Origin of the sequence: Pelomonas caseinilytica, from assembly GCF_021353235.1 — a bacterium.
GTDB classification, from domain to species: domain Bacteria; phylum Pseudomonadota; class Gammaproteobacteria; order Burkholderiales; family Burkholderiaceae_C; genus Pelomonas; species Pelomonas caseinilytica.
Genome location: NZ_JAJTWT010000005.1, coordinates 108613 through 125353 on the forward strand (window position 1 = coordinate 108613; position 16741 = coordinate 125353).

The 16741-nt window shown below is 68.0% G+C and carries 16 protein-coding genes and 1 pseudogene; 7 read left to right on the top strand and 10 right to left on the bottom strand.

What is annotated here, in order from left to right:
* Nucleotides 1-20 precede the first annotated feature (20 nt).
* A complete protein-coding gene (mobF, locus tag LXT12_RS13325) occupies nucleotides 21-2645 on the top strand; it encodes a MobF family relaxase (protein ID WP_233392676.1) in 2625 nt (874 codons plus the stop codon).
* An 82-nt stretch (nucleotides 2646-2727) separates the two neighbouring features.
* On the opposite strand, the gene LXT12_RS13330 is transcribed toward mobF, so the two are convergent.
* Genes LXT12_RS13330 through LXT12_RS13340 form a run of 3 tightly spaced genes read right to left on the bottom strand, consistent with a single transcriptional unit; the run spans nucleotide 2728 to nucleotide 3659 of the window.
* A complete protein-coding gene (locus LXT12_RS13330; protein ID WP_233392677.1) occupies nucleotides 2728-2961 on the bottom strand; it encodes a hypothetical protein in 234 nt (77 codons plus the stop codon).
* Between the two features lie 21 nt (nucleotides 2962-2982).
* Complete coding sequence (locus LXT12_RS13335; protein ID WP_233392678.1) at nucleotides 2983-3291, bottom strand: BrnT family toxin; 309 nt, start codon at nucleotides 3289-3291, stop codon at nucleotides 2983-2985.
* Nucleotides 3288-3659, bottom strand: coding sequence for a helix-turn-helix domain-containing protein (locus LXT12_RS13340; protein WP_233392679.1), 372 nt, complete (start codon nucleotides 3657-3659; stop codon nucleotides 3288-3290). The genes LXT12_RS13335 and LXT12_RS13340 overlap by 4 nt, the downstream gene beginning before the upstream one ends.
* Before the next feature lie 167 nt (nucleotides 3660-3826).
* Between LXT12_RS13340 and LXT12_RS13345 the strand changes: the two genes are divergently transcribed.
* Nucleotides 3827-4042: a CHC2 zinc finger domain-containing protein gene (locus LXT12_RS13345; protein ID WP_233392680.1), complete on the top strand. Its 216-nt coding sequence runs from the start codon at nucleotides 3827-3829 to the stop codon at nucleotides 4040-4042.
* 387 nt (nucleotides 4043-4429) lie between these two features.
* On the opposite strand, the gene LXT12_RS13350 is transcribed toward LXT12_RS13345, so the two are convergent.
* Nucleotides 4430-4744 carry a hypothetical protein gene (locus tag LXT12_RS13350; protein ID WP_233392681.1) on the bottom strand — a complete coding sequence of 105 codons (315 nt, stop codon included), beginning with the start codon at nucleotides 4742-4744 and terminating at the stop codon, nucleotides 4430-4432.
* A gap of 134 nt (nucleotides 4745-4878) precedes the next feature.
* On the opposite strand from LXT12_RS13350, the gene LXT12_RS13355 reads away from it, so the two are divergent.
* From LXT12_RS13355 to LXT12_RS13370, 4 genes are all read left to right on the top strand, one after another.
* A complete protein-coding gene (locus tag LXT12_RS13355; RefSeq protein ID WP_233392682.1) occupies nucleotides 4879-6492 on the top strand; it encodes a gamma-glutamyltransferase family protein in 1614 nt (537 codons plus the stop codon).
* A 2-nt stretch (nucleotides 6493-6494) separates the two neighbouring features.
* Nucleotides 6495-6869, top strand: a complete 375-nt coding sequence (locus LXT12_RS13360) for a PPC domain-containing DNA-binding protein (RefSeq protein WP_233392683.1) — start codon at nucleotides 6495-6497, stop codon at nucleotides 6867-6869.
* 143 nt (nucleotides 6870-7012) lie between these two features.
* The gene (locus LXT12_RS13365) at nucleotides 7013-8284 is read left to right on the top strand and encodes an MFS transporter (RefSeq protein WP_233392684.1); all 1272 of its coding nucleotides are present in this window, start codon (nucleotides 7013-7015) and stop codon (nucleotides 8282-8284) included.
* Nucleotides 8281-8859, top strand: a complete 579-nt coding sequence (locus LXT12_RS13370; RefSeq protein WP_233392685.1) for a GNAT family N-acetyltransferase — start codon at nucleotides 8281-8283, stop codon at nucleotides 8857-8859. Before LXT12_RS13365 ends, LXT12_RS13370 begins: the two co-directional genes overlap by 4 nt.
* A gap of 53 nt (nucleotides 8860-8912) precedes the next feature.
* On the opposite strand, the gene LXT12_RS13375 is transcribed toward LXT12_RS13370, so the two are convergent.
* The 6 genes and pseudogenes from LXT12_RS13375 to LXT12_RS13400 form a co-directional block, all read right to left on the bottom strand.
* Entirely contained in the window at nucleotides 8913-9869 is a 957-nt protein-coding gene (locus LXT12_RS13375; protein ID WP_233392686.1) for a relaxase/mobilization nuclease domain-containing protein, read from the bottom strand.
* 44 nt (nucleotides 9870-9913) lie between these two features.
* Complete coding sequence (locus tag LXT12_RS13380; RefSeq protein WP_233392687.1) at nucleotides 9914-10495, bottom strand: hypothetical protein; 582 nt, start codon at nucleotides 10493-10495, stop codon at nucleotides 9914-9916.
* Between the two features lie 248 nt (nucleotides 10496-10743).
* Nucleotides 10744-11478 carry a tetratricopeptide repeat protein gene (locus LXT12_RS27040; protein ID WP_233392688.1) on the bottom strand — a complete coding sequence of 245 codons (735 nt, stop codon included), beginning with the start codon at nucleotides 11476-11478 and terminating at the stop codon, nucleotides 10744-10746.
* Nucleotides 11475-13580, bottom strand: coding sequence for a bifunctional 2',3'-cyclic-nucleotide 2'-phosphodiesterase/3'-nucleotidase (locus LXT12_RS13390; protein WP_419964775.1), 2106 nt, complete (start codon nucleotides 13578-13580; stop codon nucleotides 11475-11477). The genes LXT12_RS27040 and LXT12_RS13390 overlap by 4 nt, the downstream gene beginning before the upstream one ends.
* 161 nt (nucleotides 13581-13741) lie before the next feature.
* Complete coding sequence (locus tag LXT12_RS13395; RefSeq protein WP_233392690.1) at nucleotides 13742-14176, bottom strand: hypothetical protein; 435 nt, start codon at nucleotides 14174-14176, stop codon at nucleotides 13742-13744.
* Between the two features lie 378 nt (nucleotides 14177-14554).
* A pseudogene (locus LXT12_RS13400) lies at nucleotides 14555-14776 on the bottom strand (IS66 family transposase zinc-finger binding domain-containing protein); the annotation flags it as partial.
* A 485-nt stretch (nucleotides 14777-15261) separates the two neighbouring features.
* Between LXT12_RS13400 and LXT12_RS13405 the strand changes: the two are divergent.
* The gene (locus LXT12_RS13405; RefSeq protein WP_233392691.1) at nucleotides 15262-16737 is read left to right on the top strand and encodes a putative bifunctional diguanylate cyclase/phosphodiesterase; all 1476 of its coding nucleotides are present in this window, start codon (nucleotides 15262-15264) and stop codon (nucleotides 16735-16737) included.
* Nucleotides 16738-16741: the final 4 nt, after the last annotated feature.

The following is a 16741-nucleotide window of genomic DNA, read 5'->3' on the forward strand; positions in this document are numbered from 1 at the left end:
GAACAAGGAAAGGACTCCCCATGCTCTCCATGTCCAACGTGGCCAACAGCGCCCATGCCGGCCAGTACTACGAACAGGCCGACGACTATTACTCCCGCGACCGCAGCCCCAGCCAGTGGAGCGGCCAGGCTGCCGCCGAGCTGGGGCTTGCCGGCGAGGTCAAGGGCGAAGACTTCCGCGCCATGCTCGACGGCCGCCTGCCCAACGGCGTGCAACTGCACCATGCCGGCGAAGGCAGCGGCCGCCGGGGCGGCACCGACATGACCTTCAGCGCCCCCAAGAGCGTGTCGCTGCAGGCCTTGATCGACGGCGACACCCGGCTGCTGCAGGCGCACGAAACCGCTGTGGGCCGTGCGCTCGAACAGGCCGAGGCGCTGGCGGCTTGCCGCGTGACGGTCGACGGGGTGACCAGCCGGCAGACCACCGGTGTGCTCGCCGTGGCCCAGTTCCGCCACGACTTGAGCCGCGCGGCCGATCCGCAACTGCACACCCACGCCGTGGTCTTGAACGTCACCCAGCGCGCCGATGGCCAGTGGCGCGCGCTCGACAACGAGCCGCTGTACCGCAACAAGATGTGGCTCGGCGCCTACTACCGCAGCGAGCTGGCCAAGGAGGTGCAAGCCCTGGGCTACGAGCTGCGCGTGACCCATGCCGATGGCCGCTTCGAGCTGGCCCACGTTGGCACCGAGCAGGTCAAGGCCTTCAGCAACCGCTCGCAGATGATCGAGCAGGCCTTGCAGAGCCAGGGCCTGAGCCGCGAAGACGCCAGCGCTCGCCAACTGCAGGTGGCGGCGCTGCAGACCCGCCAGGGCAAGGAAGGCCACGACCGTGGCGCGCTGCTGGCCGAATGGCGCGAGCGCGCGGCGGCGGCCGGCCTGCACCTGGACCGCTCCACGGCCCCGGTGGCGCGGGACGAAATGGCCCTGGCCCAGACTCGTGCGCAGACGGCCGACCAGGCCGTGGGCTATGCCGCCGCGCACCTGATGGAGCGCGAGGCCGTGGTGCAGCGCGTGGACATCGAGCGCGCGGCGCTGGAGCGCGGCACCGGCCAGACCGACCTGGCGGCGATCCGTACGGCCATCGGGCAGGCGGTGCAGCGTGGCGAGTTCATCCGGGATGGTGAGCGCTACACGACCCCGCAGGCCCAGCAGCGCGAGCGCGAGATCCTGGGCATGGAGGCCGCCGGCCGGGGCCAGGTGGCGCCGCTGATGAGCCGGGAGGCCGTGCAGCAGGCGCTGGCCCAGGGCGAGTTCCACAAGCTCAACGAGGACCAGCGCGGCGTGGTCGCGCATGTGCTGACCGGGCAGGACCGCGTGAGCGGCGTGCAGGGCGGCGCTGGCACCGGCAAGACCACGGCGCTGCGGGCGGTGCGCGAACTGGCCGAGGACCGTGGCCTGCAGCTCGTCGGCGTCGCACCATCCGCCAGTGCCGCCCGCGAGCTGGGCCGCAGCGGCATGGACAGCCAGACCCTGGCAGCGCTGGCCACACGCCAATACCCCGGCCTCAATGACAAAACCCTCATCGTGCTCGACGAAGCCGGCATGGTCAGCGCCCGCGACATGCATGCCTTGCTCAAGGCGGCGGACCAGGCCGGCGCACGCGTGCTGCTGGTCGGCGACACCCAACAGCTCAAGGCCGTGCAGGCGGGCCGGCCCTTCGCGCAGTTGCAGCAGGCGGGCATGGCCTGCGCGCAGTTGCAGGAGATCCAGCGCCAGCAGGAGCCCGAGCTCAAGCGCGCCGTCGAGCTGGCGGCGACCGGCGATGCGGCCGGCTCGCTGGCTCGGCTGCGCGCCAGCGTGGTCGAGATCGTGGACCACCGCGAACGGCACCAGAGCATCGCGCAGGACTATGCCGCGCTGACCCGAGACGAGCGTGCCGCCACGCTGATCGTGGCCGGGACCAACCAGAACCGCGAGGCCATCAACCGCGAGGTGCGCGAGGCGCTGGGCCGGACCGGCCAGGGCCAGGTGCTGGCCACCCTCAGCGGCAAGAACCTCACCGAGGCGCAGGCGCTGCGCACGGTGAGTTACGAGGCAGGCGACGTGGTGCGGGCGGATCGCGACTACAAGGCCCTGGGTCTGCAGCGCGGCGAGCTGGCCACCGTGGTGGACGGCCGCGCCGGGGTGGTGACGCTGGAGCGCGCGGACGGCGAGCGCGTGGAATGGCGGCCGGTGAACCAGCCCCACATGAGCGGCTTCACGCGGCACGAGCGCGAGCTGGCCGAGGGCGACCTGGTGCGCTTCACCCGCAACGACTACGCCCAGGGCTTCGTCAACGGCGAGCGCGCCACGGTGCTGGCCGTCGAGCCGGGCCGCCTCCTCCTGGAAAAGCTCGACGGCTCGCGCCTGGTGCTCGACCCGGACAAGCCGCTGTACCTGGAGCACGGCTACTGCCAGACCGTGCATGCGGCCCAGGGCCAGACCTGCGAGCGCGTGCTGATCGAGTCGCCGGCAGGCAGCGGGGTGGGCAACGAGTCCAGCCACTATGTGGCGATCAGCCGTGCCACGCACGAGGTGAGGATCTACACCGACGACGCGCAGCGCCTGCCCGAGACGCTCAGCCGGGAGGATGGCAAGACGGCCGCGCTTGATCTGCAGCCGGAGAAGGACAAGCAGGCCTCGCGAGAGATGGCGCTCGGTGCGTAGAGCTTCTTAAAAAGACAAAGCGCTGTCCCAGCCCCGCTCATGCGGGGCTTCTTCAGCCGCTAAAGAAGGTGCGGCGGCAGGCCTACTTCGCGACGGCCTGGATGAGTTCGATGTCCTTGCGCAGCAGGCTGTTGACCAGCGCTGCGACCTCCACGCCCTTGGCGCGGGCGCGCTCGGCGAGGAAGGACTGCACCTCGTCATCGAGGTAGACCGGCATGCGCAGCGCGGCGCCTGCGCGGTGGAACTTGCCGCGCACGCCCTTGGAGAAGTCGATCTCTGCGGGCATGCCGTCGTCGGGGGTGGTGCTTGCGGTCATGTGGGCTGCCTCAAGAGGGGTTCAGCGAGGTTCATCCTCATAGCTGCGACGTTCGCGCGGCGTGGCCTCGCGGGCGGAGATGAGGCGCACGCGGGCCTCGGTGGCGCTGAGCGACTCGTAGGTGTGCACGACCACCAGCAGCGTGCCGTTGCTGGCGCGGCCGATGGTGAACCAGCGCTCCTCGAACTCGCTGTGCGCTTCATCGTAGACCGTCAGGGCCAGCGCGTCCTGCAGCACGGTGGCCGCCGTCTCGAAGGCCACGCCATGCTTGGTCAGGTTGGTGCGAGCCTTGTTCGGGTCCCACTCGAAATGCAGCACCGGCGAGGTCATGAGCGCGCTTGCTGGGCCAGCACCGTCTCCAGCATCTGCGTGACGAAGCGCTGCTGCGTGCGCGGCAGCTTGGCGATGGCCTCGATGTGCTCCTGCCACTGCGGCACGGGGCCACGGCGGCTGCGGGCCGGCTTGGCGGGCTCTTCGCCAAACAGCTCCTCCAGCGACACGCCCAGCGTCCTGGCCAGTTGCGGCATTGACGACACCGGCACGCGGCGCGCGCCGGCCTCGTAGGCCTGAACGGTCTGCTGTGCCAGGCCGAGCACTTCGGCGAGCTGGACCTGCGTCAGGCCGGCGGCCTTGCGCAGCTGGGCGATGCGCCCGCCCAGTTCGACAAAGAAAAGGCGTTCCTCGGTGCTGATGGCCACGACAGATGGGGGTGGATGCGTTGGGATGGTCATCACGATACCGAGCGGGTGGGAGGGGCTGGCACGACATTACCACGTAACGTGGTACATTGATGCGAAGTTATTTATTTGCTCGGTCGATTGCAGAAAAGACCCTGCGCCGTACTCGGAAAAGGAGCCCGCCCGCCATGCCCCGCATCCCGAACGACGAGCTGGAGCGGCTGAAGAACGAGGTCAGCGTGCAGCGCCTGGTGGAGGACGCCGGCATCGAGCTGAAGAAGGCGGGCAAGGACTTGCTGGGCCGCTGCCCCTTCCATGCCGACGAAACGGCCAGCCTGGTCGTGACGGCGCCGAAGAACCTGTGGCACTGCTTCGGCTGTGGCATCGGCGGTGGCCCCCCGTAGGATCAAGGAGGTGGGGCCTGCCTAGTGGCCCCGGAGACCAGCCGGGACTAGCGCTTCGGGTGGCTCGAAGAATCCAAGCGGATCAGTGCCGATTTCCACGTCACGCAGGTGGACGCATGACAAGCGACAGGAAGACACGGCGGCGATACAGCGAGGCAAAGAAGGCGCAGGTGCTGGCCGAATGTGCGAGCCCGGCGCGTCGGTGGCCAAGGTAGCGATGACCCACGGCATGGGACGCAAGGCGAGGTCGTCAAGGCCGAGGACATCGTCGATTACACGCCCAAGGTGATGCCCTCTTCGGATGTGCGTCCATCCGATTGCGTACCCTTCACATGAGAAAGGCCGCAGCCCTTTCGGACTGCGGCCTTGCGCGGAGCGCTGTCGCGCTTACTGCGTCTTGGTCTCGGTCTTGGCGGCCTCGCCGGCCTCGGTCTTGGCGTGCTTCTTGGCGTGGTGCTTCTTGCCATGCTTGGTGGCGCTGGCGGCTTCGGCCGGCGTGGCGGCGGAGGCGGGCATCGCGGCCGGAGCAGCCTTGGTGGCGGGCGTCGCGGCGGTGGCCGGAGTGGCCGGCGTGGCAGCCTGGGCGACGGTGGTCGCGGGGGCGGCAGTCTTCGCGGTGGCCGGGGCCGGGTTCTGTGCCAGGGCCACGCCCGAGACGAGCGTGATGAGGGCGGTTGCGATGGTGGTCTTCAGCGTGTTCATCTTGAGGGCTCCAGGGTGGTTTGGGTTTCGGGTTGGGGCTTCGCGAAAGCTTGTGTCCACAACGACCCCTGCAGCGCCGCGGTTGACGACGCCCCGTTCGGTTGCAAAGGTTTACACCGGCAGAATCGGAGCGCATGAGCACCGCCTTCCGCTTCGACTGGCGTGCCGGCTACCCCAGCCGGCGCACTCCCCTGTTCGCACGCAACATCGTGTCGACCTCGCATCCGCTGGCGGCCCAGGCCGGCCTGAGGATGCTGCAGGCCGGTGGCAATGCCGTCGACGCCGCCATCGCGACGGCGGCCTGCATGACGCTGGTGGAGCCCTGCAGCAACGGTCTGGGGTCCGACGCCTTCTGCATCCTCTGGGACGGCCATCAGCTGCACGGCCTCAATGCCTCGGGGCCGGCTCCCGCGGCGTGGACGCCGGACTTCTTCGGGGGTCAGGTCATGCCGCGGCGCGGCTGGGGCGCAGTGACCGTGCCCGGGGCCGTCGGCGCATGGGCGGCGCTCAGCGAGCGCTTCGGGTGCCTGCCGTTCGCCGAGCTGATGCAGCCGGCCATCGAGATCGCCGAGCGTGGCTATGCGGTGCCGCCCATCGTGCAAGGAAAATGGGCGATGGCTGCCGGCCTGGACGAGATCACCTCGCAGCCCGGCTTCGCCCAGGCCTTCCTGCCCCGCGGCCGCGCGCCCGAGGTCGGCGAACTGTTCCGCTTCCCGGACGCGGCGCGCAGCCTCAGCCTCATCGCCGAGTCCCGTGGCGAGGCCTTCTACCGCGGCGAGATCGCGGCGGCCCTGGCCCGCTTCGCGCGCGACACCGGTGGCACCCTCACCGAGGCCGACCTCGCGGCGTACCGGCCCGAATGGGTCACGCCGCTGGCCAAGGACTTCTCCGGCCACACGCTGCACGAGATCCCGCCCAATGGCCAGGGCATCGCGGCGCAGATGGCACTCGGACTGCTGGAGCACTGCGGCCTGGCGGCCCATGAGGTGGACAGCCCCGAGGCCCAGCACCTCATGATCGAGGCGATGAAGCTGGCCTTCGCCGACGTCTACCGCTTCGTCGCCGAGCCCGGCGCGATGGCGGTCAGTCCTGCCCAGCTGCTCGACCCCGCCTACCTCGCCGACCGGGCGCGCCTCATCGATCCGCAGCGCGCCCAGGTCTTCGGCGCCGGCAATCCGGTCAAGGGCGGCACCATCTATCTGACCGCGGCCGATGAGAGCGGCATGATGGTCAGCTTCATCCAGAGCAACTACATGGGCTTCGGCTCGGGCCTGGTGCTGCCGGACTACGGCGTCAGCCTGCAAAACCGCGGCCACTGCTTCACGCTCGAGGCCGGCCATCCCAACCGGGTCGCGCCCGGCAAGCGCCCGTTTCACACCATCATCCCGGCCTTCCTGACCCGGGACGGTGCCCCGGTGATGAGCTTCGGCGTGATGGGCGGCAACATGCAGCCGCAGGGCCACATGCAGACCCTGGTGCGCATGCTCTGCTATGGCCAGAACCCGCAGGCCGCGTGTGACGCGCCGCGCTGGCGCTTCAACGAGGGGCTGTCGATCAACATCGAGCCCCACATGCCGGCCGCCACCATCGAGGCCCTGCGCGCTCGTGGCCACCAGGTCGGCGACATCCACGACAGCTACCAGGACTTCGGCGCCGGCCAGTTCATCTGGCGCCTGGGCGAGCCGGGCGTGGACGGCTATGTCGCCGCCAGCGACCCGCGGCGCGACGGCGCGGCGGTGGGTTTCTGAACATGCAGGCGCTGAGGCTGCATCCTGGCGACGACCTGCGCCTGGCGCTGGAAGGGCAGGGTGGCTGCGGCTTCGTCGTCGTCGGCATGGGCAGCCTGTCGAGTGCCCGGCTGCGCTACGCCGGTCAAGCCGAGCCAGCCGTCGTCGAAGGACCGCTCGAAATCCTCACGCTCAGCGGCAGCCTCGCGCCGGATGGCGCCCACCTGCACGCCAGCCTGGCCGACGCCACGGGCCGGGTGTTCGGCGGCCACGTCTGCGTTGGCTGCCTCGTGCGCACCACGGCCGAACTGCTCATCGCATCGCTGCCCGCCGGATCGCTGGCGCGCGAGCTCGACCCCGCCACGGGCTACGCCGAGCTCGTCGTGCGCCGCCCATGACCGTCGGCACGCGACGCCACGGCGCCGCACTGCTAGCATGCGTCGCATGACCAAGCTGCTCGACCTCGACTGACGCCCCTGCGCGTCACCCCACACCGGCGGGAGCCTCCCGCCTGTCGAGTCCTGTCGGAGCCTTGAGCGTCATGTCCTCCAAGTTCTTCACCCTCGCGCCCGGCGACCTGCTGCGCGATGCGGTCTACCGGCGGCTGTGGTCGTCCATCCTGATCTCGTCTCTGGGCGGCCAGATCACCATGCTCGCCCTGCCGCTGACTGCGGCCGTGCTGCTGCAGGCCAGCCCGACGCAAATGGGCTGGCTGCAGGCCATGGAAATCCTGCCCTTCGTGCTCTTCTCGCTGCCTGCCGGCGTGCTGCTGGACCGCGTGCGCAAGCTGCCCGTCTACGTCGCTGGCGAGAGCCTGCTGGCCGTGGCGGTGGCCAGCGTGCCGCTGGCGGCCTGGCTGGGGGCGCTGGGCATGGGCTGGCTCTACGTCGTCGGCTTCGTGCTCGGCTGCGTCTACACGGTGGCTGGCAGTGCCGCGCAGATCGTGCTGACCCAGGTCGTGCCTCGCGAACGCCTCGTCGAGGCGCATGCCAAGAACGCGCTGGCCTCCTCCGGTGCGGAGGTGGCCGGCCCCGGCCTGGCGGGCGCGCTGATCAAGCTCGTCGGCGCGCCGCTGGCCCTGGCCGCGGATGCCCTGCTATTGCTGGCCTCGGCCGCCATCCTGCGTGGCATCCGCGTCAATGAGACCCTGGCCGAGCGCCGAGGGCAGGACTTCTGGACCGAACTCAAGGCAGGCCTGCATTTCGTGCGCGAGCGCCGGCTGCTCGTGAGCCTGGCCACGGCCTGCGGCAGCTGGCAGCTCTTCCACAACGCCGCCCTGGTTGTGCAGATCCTGTTCGCCACGCGCGAGCTGCGCCTGAGCCCGCAGACTGTCGGCCTGTCCTACGTGGCCCTGGGCGCCGGCACCGTGCTGGCCAGCGTCTTCGGCCACCGCATCAGCCGCCGCATCGGCCCGGGGCCCTGCCTGGTGCTCGGCTACGCCGCCTGCGGCCTCGGTTGGCTGCAGCTCGCGCTCGCGCCCGCCGGACGACTCGGCGTCATCAGCTTCGGGTTGATGCTGTTCGCCTTCGGCGTCGGGGCCGTGCTCATCTTCATCAACTTCCTGTCGCTGCGCCAGGCCGTCACGCCGGCCCCCATGCTGGGCCGCATGACCAGCACCATGCGCTGGCTCATCCTGCTGCCGGCGGGGCCCGGGGCCCTGATCGGCGGTTGGCTGGGCGAACACGTCGGCCTGCGTTCGGCACTCGGTTTCTCGGGCGTCGGTGCCTGCCTGCTGGCCTTCCTCGCCTGGCGGCACGAGGCCATCCGCGGCGTGCGCGAACTGCCCAAGCCTGTGGAGGTCGTGACGGCATGACTATCGATCCCGTCCTCATCGACGTCCCGGAGCGCCTCGACGGTGAGCGCACCGTGCTGCTGGCGCCCCATGCCGGCCTGGGCGCCGAGATGGCCGTCGTCATCGGCCAGTCCCTGTCCCACCTGCGGCCCTGGATGCCCTGGGCGCAGGAGGCGCCGACGGCCGAGAACGCGGAGCTGGTCGTGCGGCGCATGCAGGCCGACTTCATCGCCCGGCGCGACCTGTGCTTCCAGATCTACGCCCGTCGTGCCGACGGCAGCCCCGGGCGCCTGCTCGGCGGTACCGGCCTGCACCGCATCGACTGGGCCGTCCGGCGCTTCGAGATCGGCTACTGGATCCGTCCCGAGGCGGCGGGCCAGGGCCATGTGAGCGAAGCGGTGCGGCTGCTGACGGCCCTGGCCTTCGGCCCGCTGGCGGCGCGCCGCGTGGAGATCCGCTGCGACCCCCGCAACCTGAAGAGCCGGGCCGTGGCCGAGCGCTGCGGCTTCGAGCTCGAGGGCGTCCTGCGAAACAACACACTCGGCGTCGACGGCGCGCCACGCGATACGGCGGTCTACGCGCGCATCGCCGGCTGATCGCTCCTCACGCCGGGGGCGTGGAGCCAGGCGACCACACCGTCGCTGCTCGCTCAGCGCTGCATCGACCATTCCACGGTCAACCGGCGCGCCGCCCGGTCGTGCTCCATGGCGTGGATCCCCGGTGCAACGTTGTGTGCTGGCGCAACGTCCCGCTCGGGTGGTGGTCCCAGCATCTCCGTGACGAAAGGCGTCTCGCGAAGGAAGGCCGCGACGTGTTCGGCCAAGGCGCGGTCCGCCGGGTCGGGGGACCGGGCAAGAGCCGTCAGGATGTGGGACCAGCACTGCATGGCTTTCGCACGCTTATTGAAACCTTGGCTTCCGATCTCCATGGTGATCCCGACGTCGTGTTGTCCCTGTTCATCATTGCGGACGAGCCAGGGCGACTCGTACTTCCGGACCTCGCCACGGGTGGATTGCGAGGAGGCTTCAGCGTCGACACCGAGATCGCGCAGCTTTTCTGCGAACGTCTCTCGCCAGCGATGACGGTCGCTCCACGGGTTCAGGCGCATGCCGGACTTGGTCTGTGCCCGGACGGCCAGATGCACATGCGGATTGGCCTGATGCTCGTGAAGCACCATCACGTACTGGCTGTCAGGCAGCTCCTCCTGCGCGAACGCGCGCGCGGCCTGGAGCACGAGAGAAGGTTGGACGCCAGATGGCATCGACAGGGTCACGTACAGCGCCTCATGCCGATGCGACACCTCGTCGATCAAGGAGCCGCCAACGCGCCACCGGTACGCCATGTCGTCGAGTGCGTCCTTGCCCTGGGTCCGCACGCCACGGTCGTCTTCCATTTCAAGACTGCCGTGGTGGGTGATGTAGTCGAACTGGGCCTTGATGGCACGCATGCCGCGGCCACCGCCGACGATCTTGACCATCACCTGCGGCGCCCGCCGCACCACGAGGGCTTCGATGCGCTGTCGGATGATTGCAGCCTTGCGTCGATCCAGGACGGCCAGCCTCGGCGTCGGATCCGCTTTCACGATCCGGTTGGCGGGATAGAACAACGGCTCTCCCCATCGCACGAGGATGCCTCCGACTATGGGATCGCTCATTTTCGCCACCTTTGGGTCCGTTCGAGTGAGGCCAGCAAGGCCGCCGCCCGCTCAAGATGTGCATGGACGGCGGGGATCAGTGATCGGAGCCCCGCGCGATAGGGTTCGAGCGCGGCACTCGGAAGACGGCCGAGCAGGCGCATGAAGGCGTTCAGGTCGGCGGAGAGCGAGGCGAGTTGGACCGTCGAGGCCATGAGCGAAGCGATCAGGCGCTCATGATCGAGGGGCAATGGCGCGGGCGTCTCGCCCTCCATCAGCAGCACGACGTACTGGCTCCTTGACACCCCTGCGTTGCGTGCGCGGCCCACCAACATGGCCGCTGCGGGCTCCGACATGCGAAGCAGCACCCTCACGGCCGATCCGGCGTGCGTCGGCTCATCGACACTTGGTCCGGCCGGTGTGCTTGCGGCCGTCTCCAGCAGCCGTGCAATCGCGATCCGGATGGCGCATGACGCGCTGATCCTCTTGTCTGCGGCGTACGCACGCAGGCTCGTGCCGAGCCCGCAAAGATTGACGTTGAACTGGTCTCTCTTTGAACTCGAGGACTTTGGCGGTTCGACTTCGGTGGCGTCGGTCATGTAGACATATTCGACGGTTCCACGGTTGCCGCAGGCGCTGATTCCGATCCGAAAATCAGCGCCTCCAATGCAGGAAGGGCGTTCGCCCGAACTGACGGCTCCGCCATTTCACGGGCAGCAAGCGCTGCTCTCCAACTGGAGCCTCACGCGCGTCTCAGGAACCTTGCTGCGTCCTTTGCTGTGCGACACCGGTCATCGGGTGGCACTTTGGCAGGCCGACGAACAACACCGCAACCTCGGGCCCTCGCTCAGCGAACGTTCCAACGGTTGCGCCGCTCCTCCGCGGCCTCGCGCCACTGCTCGCGCGCCGCCTGCGCATCCAGCTGTACGCCCAGGCGGCCGTCCTCCAGGGCCAGGGCCCAGTCCTGCATGGCCGCCGGCAGATGCTGCTCGGCGGCCTGCTCCAGCCAATGGCGGGCCAGTCCTGCGTCGGGTGGCGTGCCCTCGCCCTGGGCATAGGCCTGGGACAGCAGATACATGGCGCGGGCATTCCCGCGCCGTGCCGCGAGCTCCAGCAGGGACACGCACTGCCGCGCATCCCGAGGCACGCCATCGCCGTTGCGCGCTGCCAGCGCCAGGGCGAGCGTGGCGCCGGCATGGCCGGCCTGCATCGCCCGCGCGAACCACGGCCGTGCGGCGGCCGCGTCTGGCCGCCAGCCCAGCCCGCCGCCGCGGTGAGCCTCGCCGAGCGTGAACGCGGCCTCGGCATCCCCGGCCTCCGCGGCGCGGGTCAGCCAGCGCACGGCTTCGTCGGCCTGTGCAGCGTCGCGAGCCAGGGCCAGGCCCAGTTCACGGGCGGCCAGCGGCGCGAGCGGACCGCCGGCCTCCGCCCAGCGCGCCAGGCGCTGCAGGGCCTCAGGCCGGTGGGTCTGCGCGGCCTGCATGCCGAGCGATTCCACGGCCGCCGCATCGCGCGGTGGTGCCGGCGCGCAGGCCGACAGCCCCGCCGCCGCCAGCGCGGCAATCAGGAGCCGAAGCCTCACTTGCTCAGGTCGATCGAGTAGCGGGCGTAGCCCGAAGCGTCCACCGTGCCCTCGGCCGTCACGGTGGCCAGGCCGAGCTGCTGGGCCACGGCCAGCTTGCCGGGGGCGCTGCGTAGCACCACGGGGCCGGCGGTGGCCGTCTTGACGAAGCTCCAGGAGCGTGCCGCGCCGTTGGCGGCCCGTGTCAACGCCGTCTGCTTGCGCAGGTAGGCGGCCACGACGGCCTGGTTGGCGTCGGGCGACTTGATGATGGTCTTGCTGCCGTCGATGCCGGGGAAGGCGCCGCCGCCACCGGCGCGGTAGTCGTTGGTGGCGACGATGAAGTCGGCGCCGTCGGCCACCGGCTGGCCTTGGTAGCGCAGGTTGACGATGCGGGAGCCGACCGGCTGGGTGACGTCGATCTGGTAGGTCAGCGCATTGCCCTCGGCGTAGAAGACGTCGAAGTTGTAGATGGTGGAGTAGCTCGGCACCAGGTCCTGGGTCGTGGTGCTCGTGGGGTCGACCCGGCCGAACTGCTTGGCCGAGGTCTCGAGCCAGTTCTTCAGGTCCGAGCCCTTGATCTTCACGGCCTGGATGTTGTTGTTGCCGTAGAGGTAGAGGTCGCCCGGGTTGCGCACCTGCAGCGCGAAGGGGCTGGTGCTGCTGGCGCCCGGGGCCACGTCGGTGAAGTCGCCCGCGCCATTGCGGCCCGCCTTGAAGGGCGCGCTGCAGGAAATGACGGGGATGCCGGCATAGCTCTTCAGCGTGGCGTCGGTGCTGGTCGCGATGAAGTTCTTCACATAGTCGATCTGGGCCTGGTTGACGATCTGGATGGCGCTGACGTCGCCCACCAGCGCGAAGTAGGCCGACATCTCGAAGTCGGTCGCGACGCCCAGCGGCTGCTTGGCGTAGGCGATGGTGGCCTGGTGCTCGGCATCGACGAGCTTGGCCATGTCGGCGTCAGGCGTGACGAAGGTCTTGCCATCCTGCCAGGCCAGGCCGCGGGATTCGACCGTGGTCTTGTCCTTCTGCACCACCCACTTGCCGCCCTGCCAGGCCAGGGTCAGCTTGATGATGCCCAGCCGCCGGCCCCAGCTCTGGGCCATCACGGTGGGCACGCCGTTGACCATACCCTTGGCGCTGTCGACGGTGGCTGCCGGAAGGGCCGCCAGCGAGGCGTCCAGCTTGGGCGCATTGGGCTCGCGCGGAGCGGGGAAGACGAGGTGGGAGTGGCCGGTCACGAGGGCGTCCACGCCGGCCACCGTGCTCAGGTGCAGGCTGCCGTTCTCCATCTTGGGGCTGTAGGGACTGGCGTCCAGGCCGCCGTGGGACAGGGCGATGACGAGGTCCGCACCCTTGCCGCGCGCCTCGGCCACGTACTTCTGTGCCGACTCGACGACGCCGTTCACGGCCAGCTTGCCGGTGAGATTCTTGGCGTCCCAGTCCATGATCTGAGGCGGCACGAAGCCGAGGACGGCCACCTTCAGCGGCAGCGTGGCGTACTCGCCGGTGGGCAGCTTGACGACGAAGTTGCGGTTCAGCAGCGCATAAGGCGGCAGGATGGGGTTGCCGCTCGTGGCGCTGGTGACGTTGCTGTTGACGACCGGGTAGCTCGGCGCGCCGCAGGTTCCGGCCGGCTTGACGACACCGGCCACACCGAGGTCGGCGTTCAGCGTCTGGCTCAGGAAGGGCAGGCCGTAGTTGAACTCGTGGTTGCCCAGGCCTGCGGCGTCGAAGCCGAGGGAGTTCATGGCCTTGTAGATGGCCAGGGTCTGGGCACAGGAAACGGGCTGGGCCAGGGCCTGGAAGTCCCCCAGCAGCGTGCCCTGGGTGGCATCGCCGTTGTCCAGCAGCAGCGTGTTGCGGTTCTCGGCGCGCGCTGCCTTGATGACGCTGGCCGTAGCGGCGAGGCCCAAGGTGCCGGAGCCGGAGAGGTTGGCAAGCTGGTAGTAGTCGTAGCTCAGCAGGTTCTGGTGCAGGTCCGTGGTGCTGAGCACGGCGACTTCCATCGTCGTGCCTTCCGGGATGTCATTGGATTTGTCGCCGCTGTTGCAGCCGGCAAACGACAGAGTTCCCAGAGCGGAGACCAGGGCCAAGTGAAGGGGGGTGAGGCTGAAGCGCATGAGCGGTCCGAAATCACGAAAGCCGCACAGTCTCGACCTGTCGCATGACGGGTCGGTGAACGCTTGCGTCAGCCAGCTGTCACGGCCTTCGACCCGCAGGTACGCCATCCATATCGTCTCTCGCACCTAGGTTGGCGGGCGTCGTCGGCGAGACCGGAAGCTCACAAGCATCCCTCCACATACCTCACTGACTTTGAGCGCCCGGCAATGATGGCCGCGACCTTGCCGTCAGACGTGCTGAAGCGCAGCGAATACTGCCCGTCCTTTGAATTGATGGTGAATTCCGGCTGCGCTTCGTCATAGAAGTTCGGAGTCTCAATTGCCGCTTGCCCATAGGTGTCTTTGACCTTCTTGATCGGATCGCCAACCGCCACGCCCTCCTTGGTTTCAATCCCTGGCTCGGTCACATCGAATCTCGTAAGAACATCGCCTTCAATCATCATGTAAAAGCGAGGGCCGCTGCTCGGGTTGACGTAATAGCAGCTTCCGGTGTCGTTGAAAGCAGTTCTCTGAATCGGCTCCTCCAGCCGTATCGGAATCTTGGTCAAGTGCATGCCGATCTTGACCGAGCCAATACTAGAGGAATCAACCGTCAAGGGCGCTGCAGCTGAAACAGCAGACGCTGCAGTAAATGCAGCAGCGAAGATGTGTGACAGTATCCTCATACTCGGCATGACGTCCTCTCGTGTGGGGTGGTTCAGGGCAAATGTTTCCCGGACGGCCTCGGAGGACGCAAGCTGCCGTCCAGGTGCCATTGCTCACGCCCCGGAAGATTTCTTCTCGCAGGACGTGAGGATCCCGGAGGACATCACAATCCTCGAGGCGGCTACGTTGCGGTGATGGACGTTGCGATGCCACAGCTGGGAACGTGGTTAGCGCTGCGGGTTGATGCTGTTCAACCGGGCAGTGCCGAGCGACGTATACATGACCGCCGCGATCTGCCCGCCCATGTCCGAGCCCACGTGCAGGGAGCTCTTTCTGCGGTCCAGGGGCAAGTGATCAATGAACTTGGCCACCCGCAGGTGGGCCAGCAGGCCGACCGTGGGGATGCCCTTGGCGATCACGCGGGCCGGCGCCGGTGCCTGCACGATGTGCTCGCGGCGCTTGCAGACCCACTTGCCACGCACATGGCGCTCGACGGTGAACGCGCCCGGCCGGTAGGCTGGCTTCTCCGACACCTCCTCGCCGATGCGCTGCTTGGCCCTTTGACGGTGGACGCTTCAAATGCGCTTCCTTTGCCAAGATCTGCCGGAACTTGTTCGACGTGCCCACGTCTCAATCCTCTCAGAGTGTTGAACCTCAAACCCGGGGCGGCTCACCGTGCAAAACGGCACATCCCTCAGAACGAAACGGCATCGACTTAAGAAGCTCAGCCGCCTACGATCCCTTTGGCCCTCTCATTCTCGAGCCAAGGCTAATTTCACAATATGATCTGGAAGAAGACGGGCATGGCCGTACCCGCACATCAGACACTCTGGTCAGCGTCGGACGCTAGAACGCTGGCTGTGGCTGGCAGGGCGCGCCGATCCGGCGGCACCTTGCGTCGTTGCGCCGATGACGGCATCAGGGCCCCATCATCTTCGTTTGCTAAGAACGCCCCCAAGGACGGAACCTCATCTCGCCGTCGACGGGGCAGTCGCTCAGCCGAACGGCACACCTGCCGTCATGGCGGCCATCCGGCATGATCGATTGGCTTAGGGCGCTTCGCGCCAAATTGCCCTTCGGTGGGGAGCAGGTTGGACCCGGAACCAAGCTCGACCTGCGACTGCTCGTCGGCGCGAACGATCCCGTCACGGGCCTGCCCGGCCCCAACGCATTCGAGAACACGCTGGAACAGGCGGTGCGCCAGGCCGACGTCAAATCCCGTCGGCTGGCGCTTCTTCTGGTGAACATCGACGACTTCAAGTCGATCAACAGTACGTTTGGCAGCCTCAAGGGCGATGAGGTCCTGCGCCAAGCCGCCAAACGCATGCGGCCGCTCGTGCAGCCCTTCATGGCCGCGCGGCTTGCAGCGGACGAGTTCGCGCTGTTGATGAATGAAGATCCGCAGCCGGAAGATGCTGCAGTCCTGGCGACCAAGGTGTTGCGGGAGATGAGGCTGCCTATCGGCGTCGGGCGAGGCCAATCCGTGACGCTGGCATGTTCGGTCGGCGTCGTGATGTATCCGGACTGCGGCGCTGTCGAGTCCATGATCCCGCGTGCAAGAGTCGCGATGGCCAATGCCAAGGCGGCTGGCGGCGCGAGGTATGCCTTCTTTGACGCAAGCATGACGAAAGGACCGCCGGATCAGATCGAGCTGCTGCGGGAATTGCGCCTCGCGGTCGAACTCAACCAGCTCGAACTGCATTACCAGCCGAAGATTCATGCGCCCACGGGAGAGATCACCGGCGCCGAGGCGCTGCTGCGATGGAATCATCCGACCCGCGGCATGGTCAGTCCGGCCTCCTTCATCCCTCTTGCCGAGCGCAGCGGTCTGATCATCCCGATCGGACGCTGGGTCATCGAAGACGCCAGCCGCCAATTGCGCATCTGGCGCGATCAAGGCATCCGGATGCGCATCGCGATCAATCTGTCCGTGCACCAGCTGAGACAGCCGGACCTGGCTGACCGGATCGCCAGTGCGCTGCGCACGCACCAGATCAATCCCGAATTGCTGACGTGCGAAGTGACCGAGACATCGGCAATGGTCGACGTGGACGCCACGGTCCGTGTACTGCAGAAACTGCACGCCATGGGCATCCAGCTGTCCATCGACGACTTTGGCACGGGGCATTCCAGCTTGGCGTACCTGCGCTCTCTGCCTGCCGATGAACTCAAGATCGATCGCAGCTTTGTGCTCGACCTGGAGACCAATGAGGACGCCCGCAAAGTCGCACGCGCCGTCGTGAACCTCGCAAAGGCCCTGGATCGCAAGGTCGTGGCCGAGGGTGTCGAGACTGAAGGACAGAACCGCATCCTGCGTGAATTCGGTTGCGACCAGCTTCAAGGGTACCTGTTCGCCAAGCCCATGTCGGCCAAGGCGCTCGCACTATGGGCCACGGACAATGTGGGGCCGCGGACTATGAACTTTCGGGCCTCGATATTCAAAGACACGTCCACGATTGGCGAAACAGCGCCACTCGACGGAGGCGCGGTAAAAGGGCCGCTGGTGCTGTAAGCAG

Excerpts from the sequence above, each read along its gene's own strand:
- mobF (WP_233392676.1), top strand. The coding sequence starts at position 21 with ATGCTCTCCATGTCCAACGTGGCCAACAGCGCCCATGCCGGCCAGTAC.
- LXT12_RS13330 (WP_233392677.1), bottom strand. The coding sequence starts at position 2,961 with ATGACCGCAAGCACCACCCCCGACGACGGCATGCCCGCAGAGATCGAC.
- LXT12_RS13335 (WP_233392678.1), bottom strand. The coding sequence starts at position 3,291 with ATGACCTCGCCGGTGCTGCATTTCGAGTGGGACCCGAACAAGGCTCGC.
- LXT12_RS13345 (WP_233392680.1), top strand. The coding sequence starts at position 3,827 with ATGCCCCGCATCCCGAACGACGAGCTGGAGCGGCTGAAGAACGAGGTC.
- LXT12_RS13350 (WP_233392681.1), bottom strand. The coding sequence starts at position 4,744 with ATGAACACGCTGAAGACCACCATCGCAACCGCCCTCATCACGCTCGTC.
- LXT12_RS13355 (WP_233392682.1), top strand. The coding sequence starts at position 4,879 with ATGAGCACCGCCTTCCGCTTCGACTGGCGTGCCGGCTACCCCAGCCGG.
- LXT12_RS13360 (WP_233392683.1), top strand. The coding sequence starts at position 6,495 with ATGCAGGCGCTGAGGCTGCATCCTGGCGACGACCTGCGCCTGGCGCTG.
- LXT12_RS13365 (WP_233392684.1), top strand. The coding sequence starts at position 7,013 with ATGTCCTCCAAGTTCTTCACCCTCGCGCCCGGCGACCTGCTGCGCGAT.
- LXT12_RS13370 (WP_233392685.1), top strand. The coding sequence starts at position 8,281 with ATGACTATCGATCCCGTCCTCATCGACGTCCCGGAGCGCCTCGACGGT.
- LXT12_RS13380 (WP_233392687.1), bottom strand. The coding sequence starts at position 10,495 with ATGACCGACGCCACCGAAGTCGAACCGCCAAAGTCCTCGAGTTCAAAG.
- LXT12_RS13390 (WP_419964775.1), bottom strand. The coding sequence starts at position 13,580 with ATGCGCTTCAGCCTCACCCCCCTTCACTTGGCCCTGGTCTCCGCTCTG.
- LXT12_RS13405 (WP_233392691.1), top strand. The coding sequence starts at position 15,262 with ATGATCGATTGGCTTAGGGCGCTTCGCGCCAAATTGCCCTTCGGTGGG.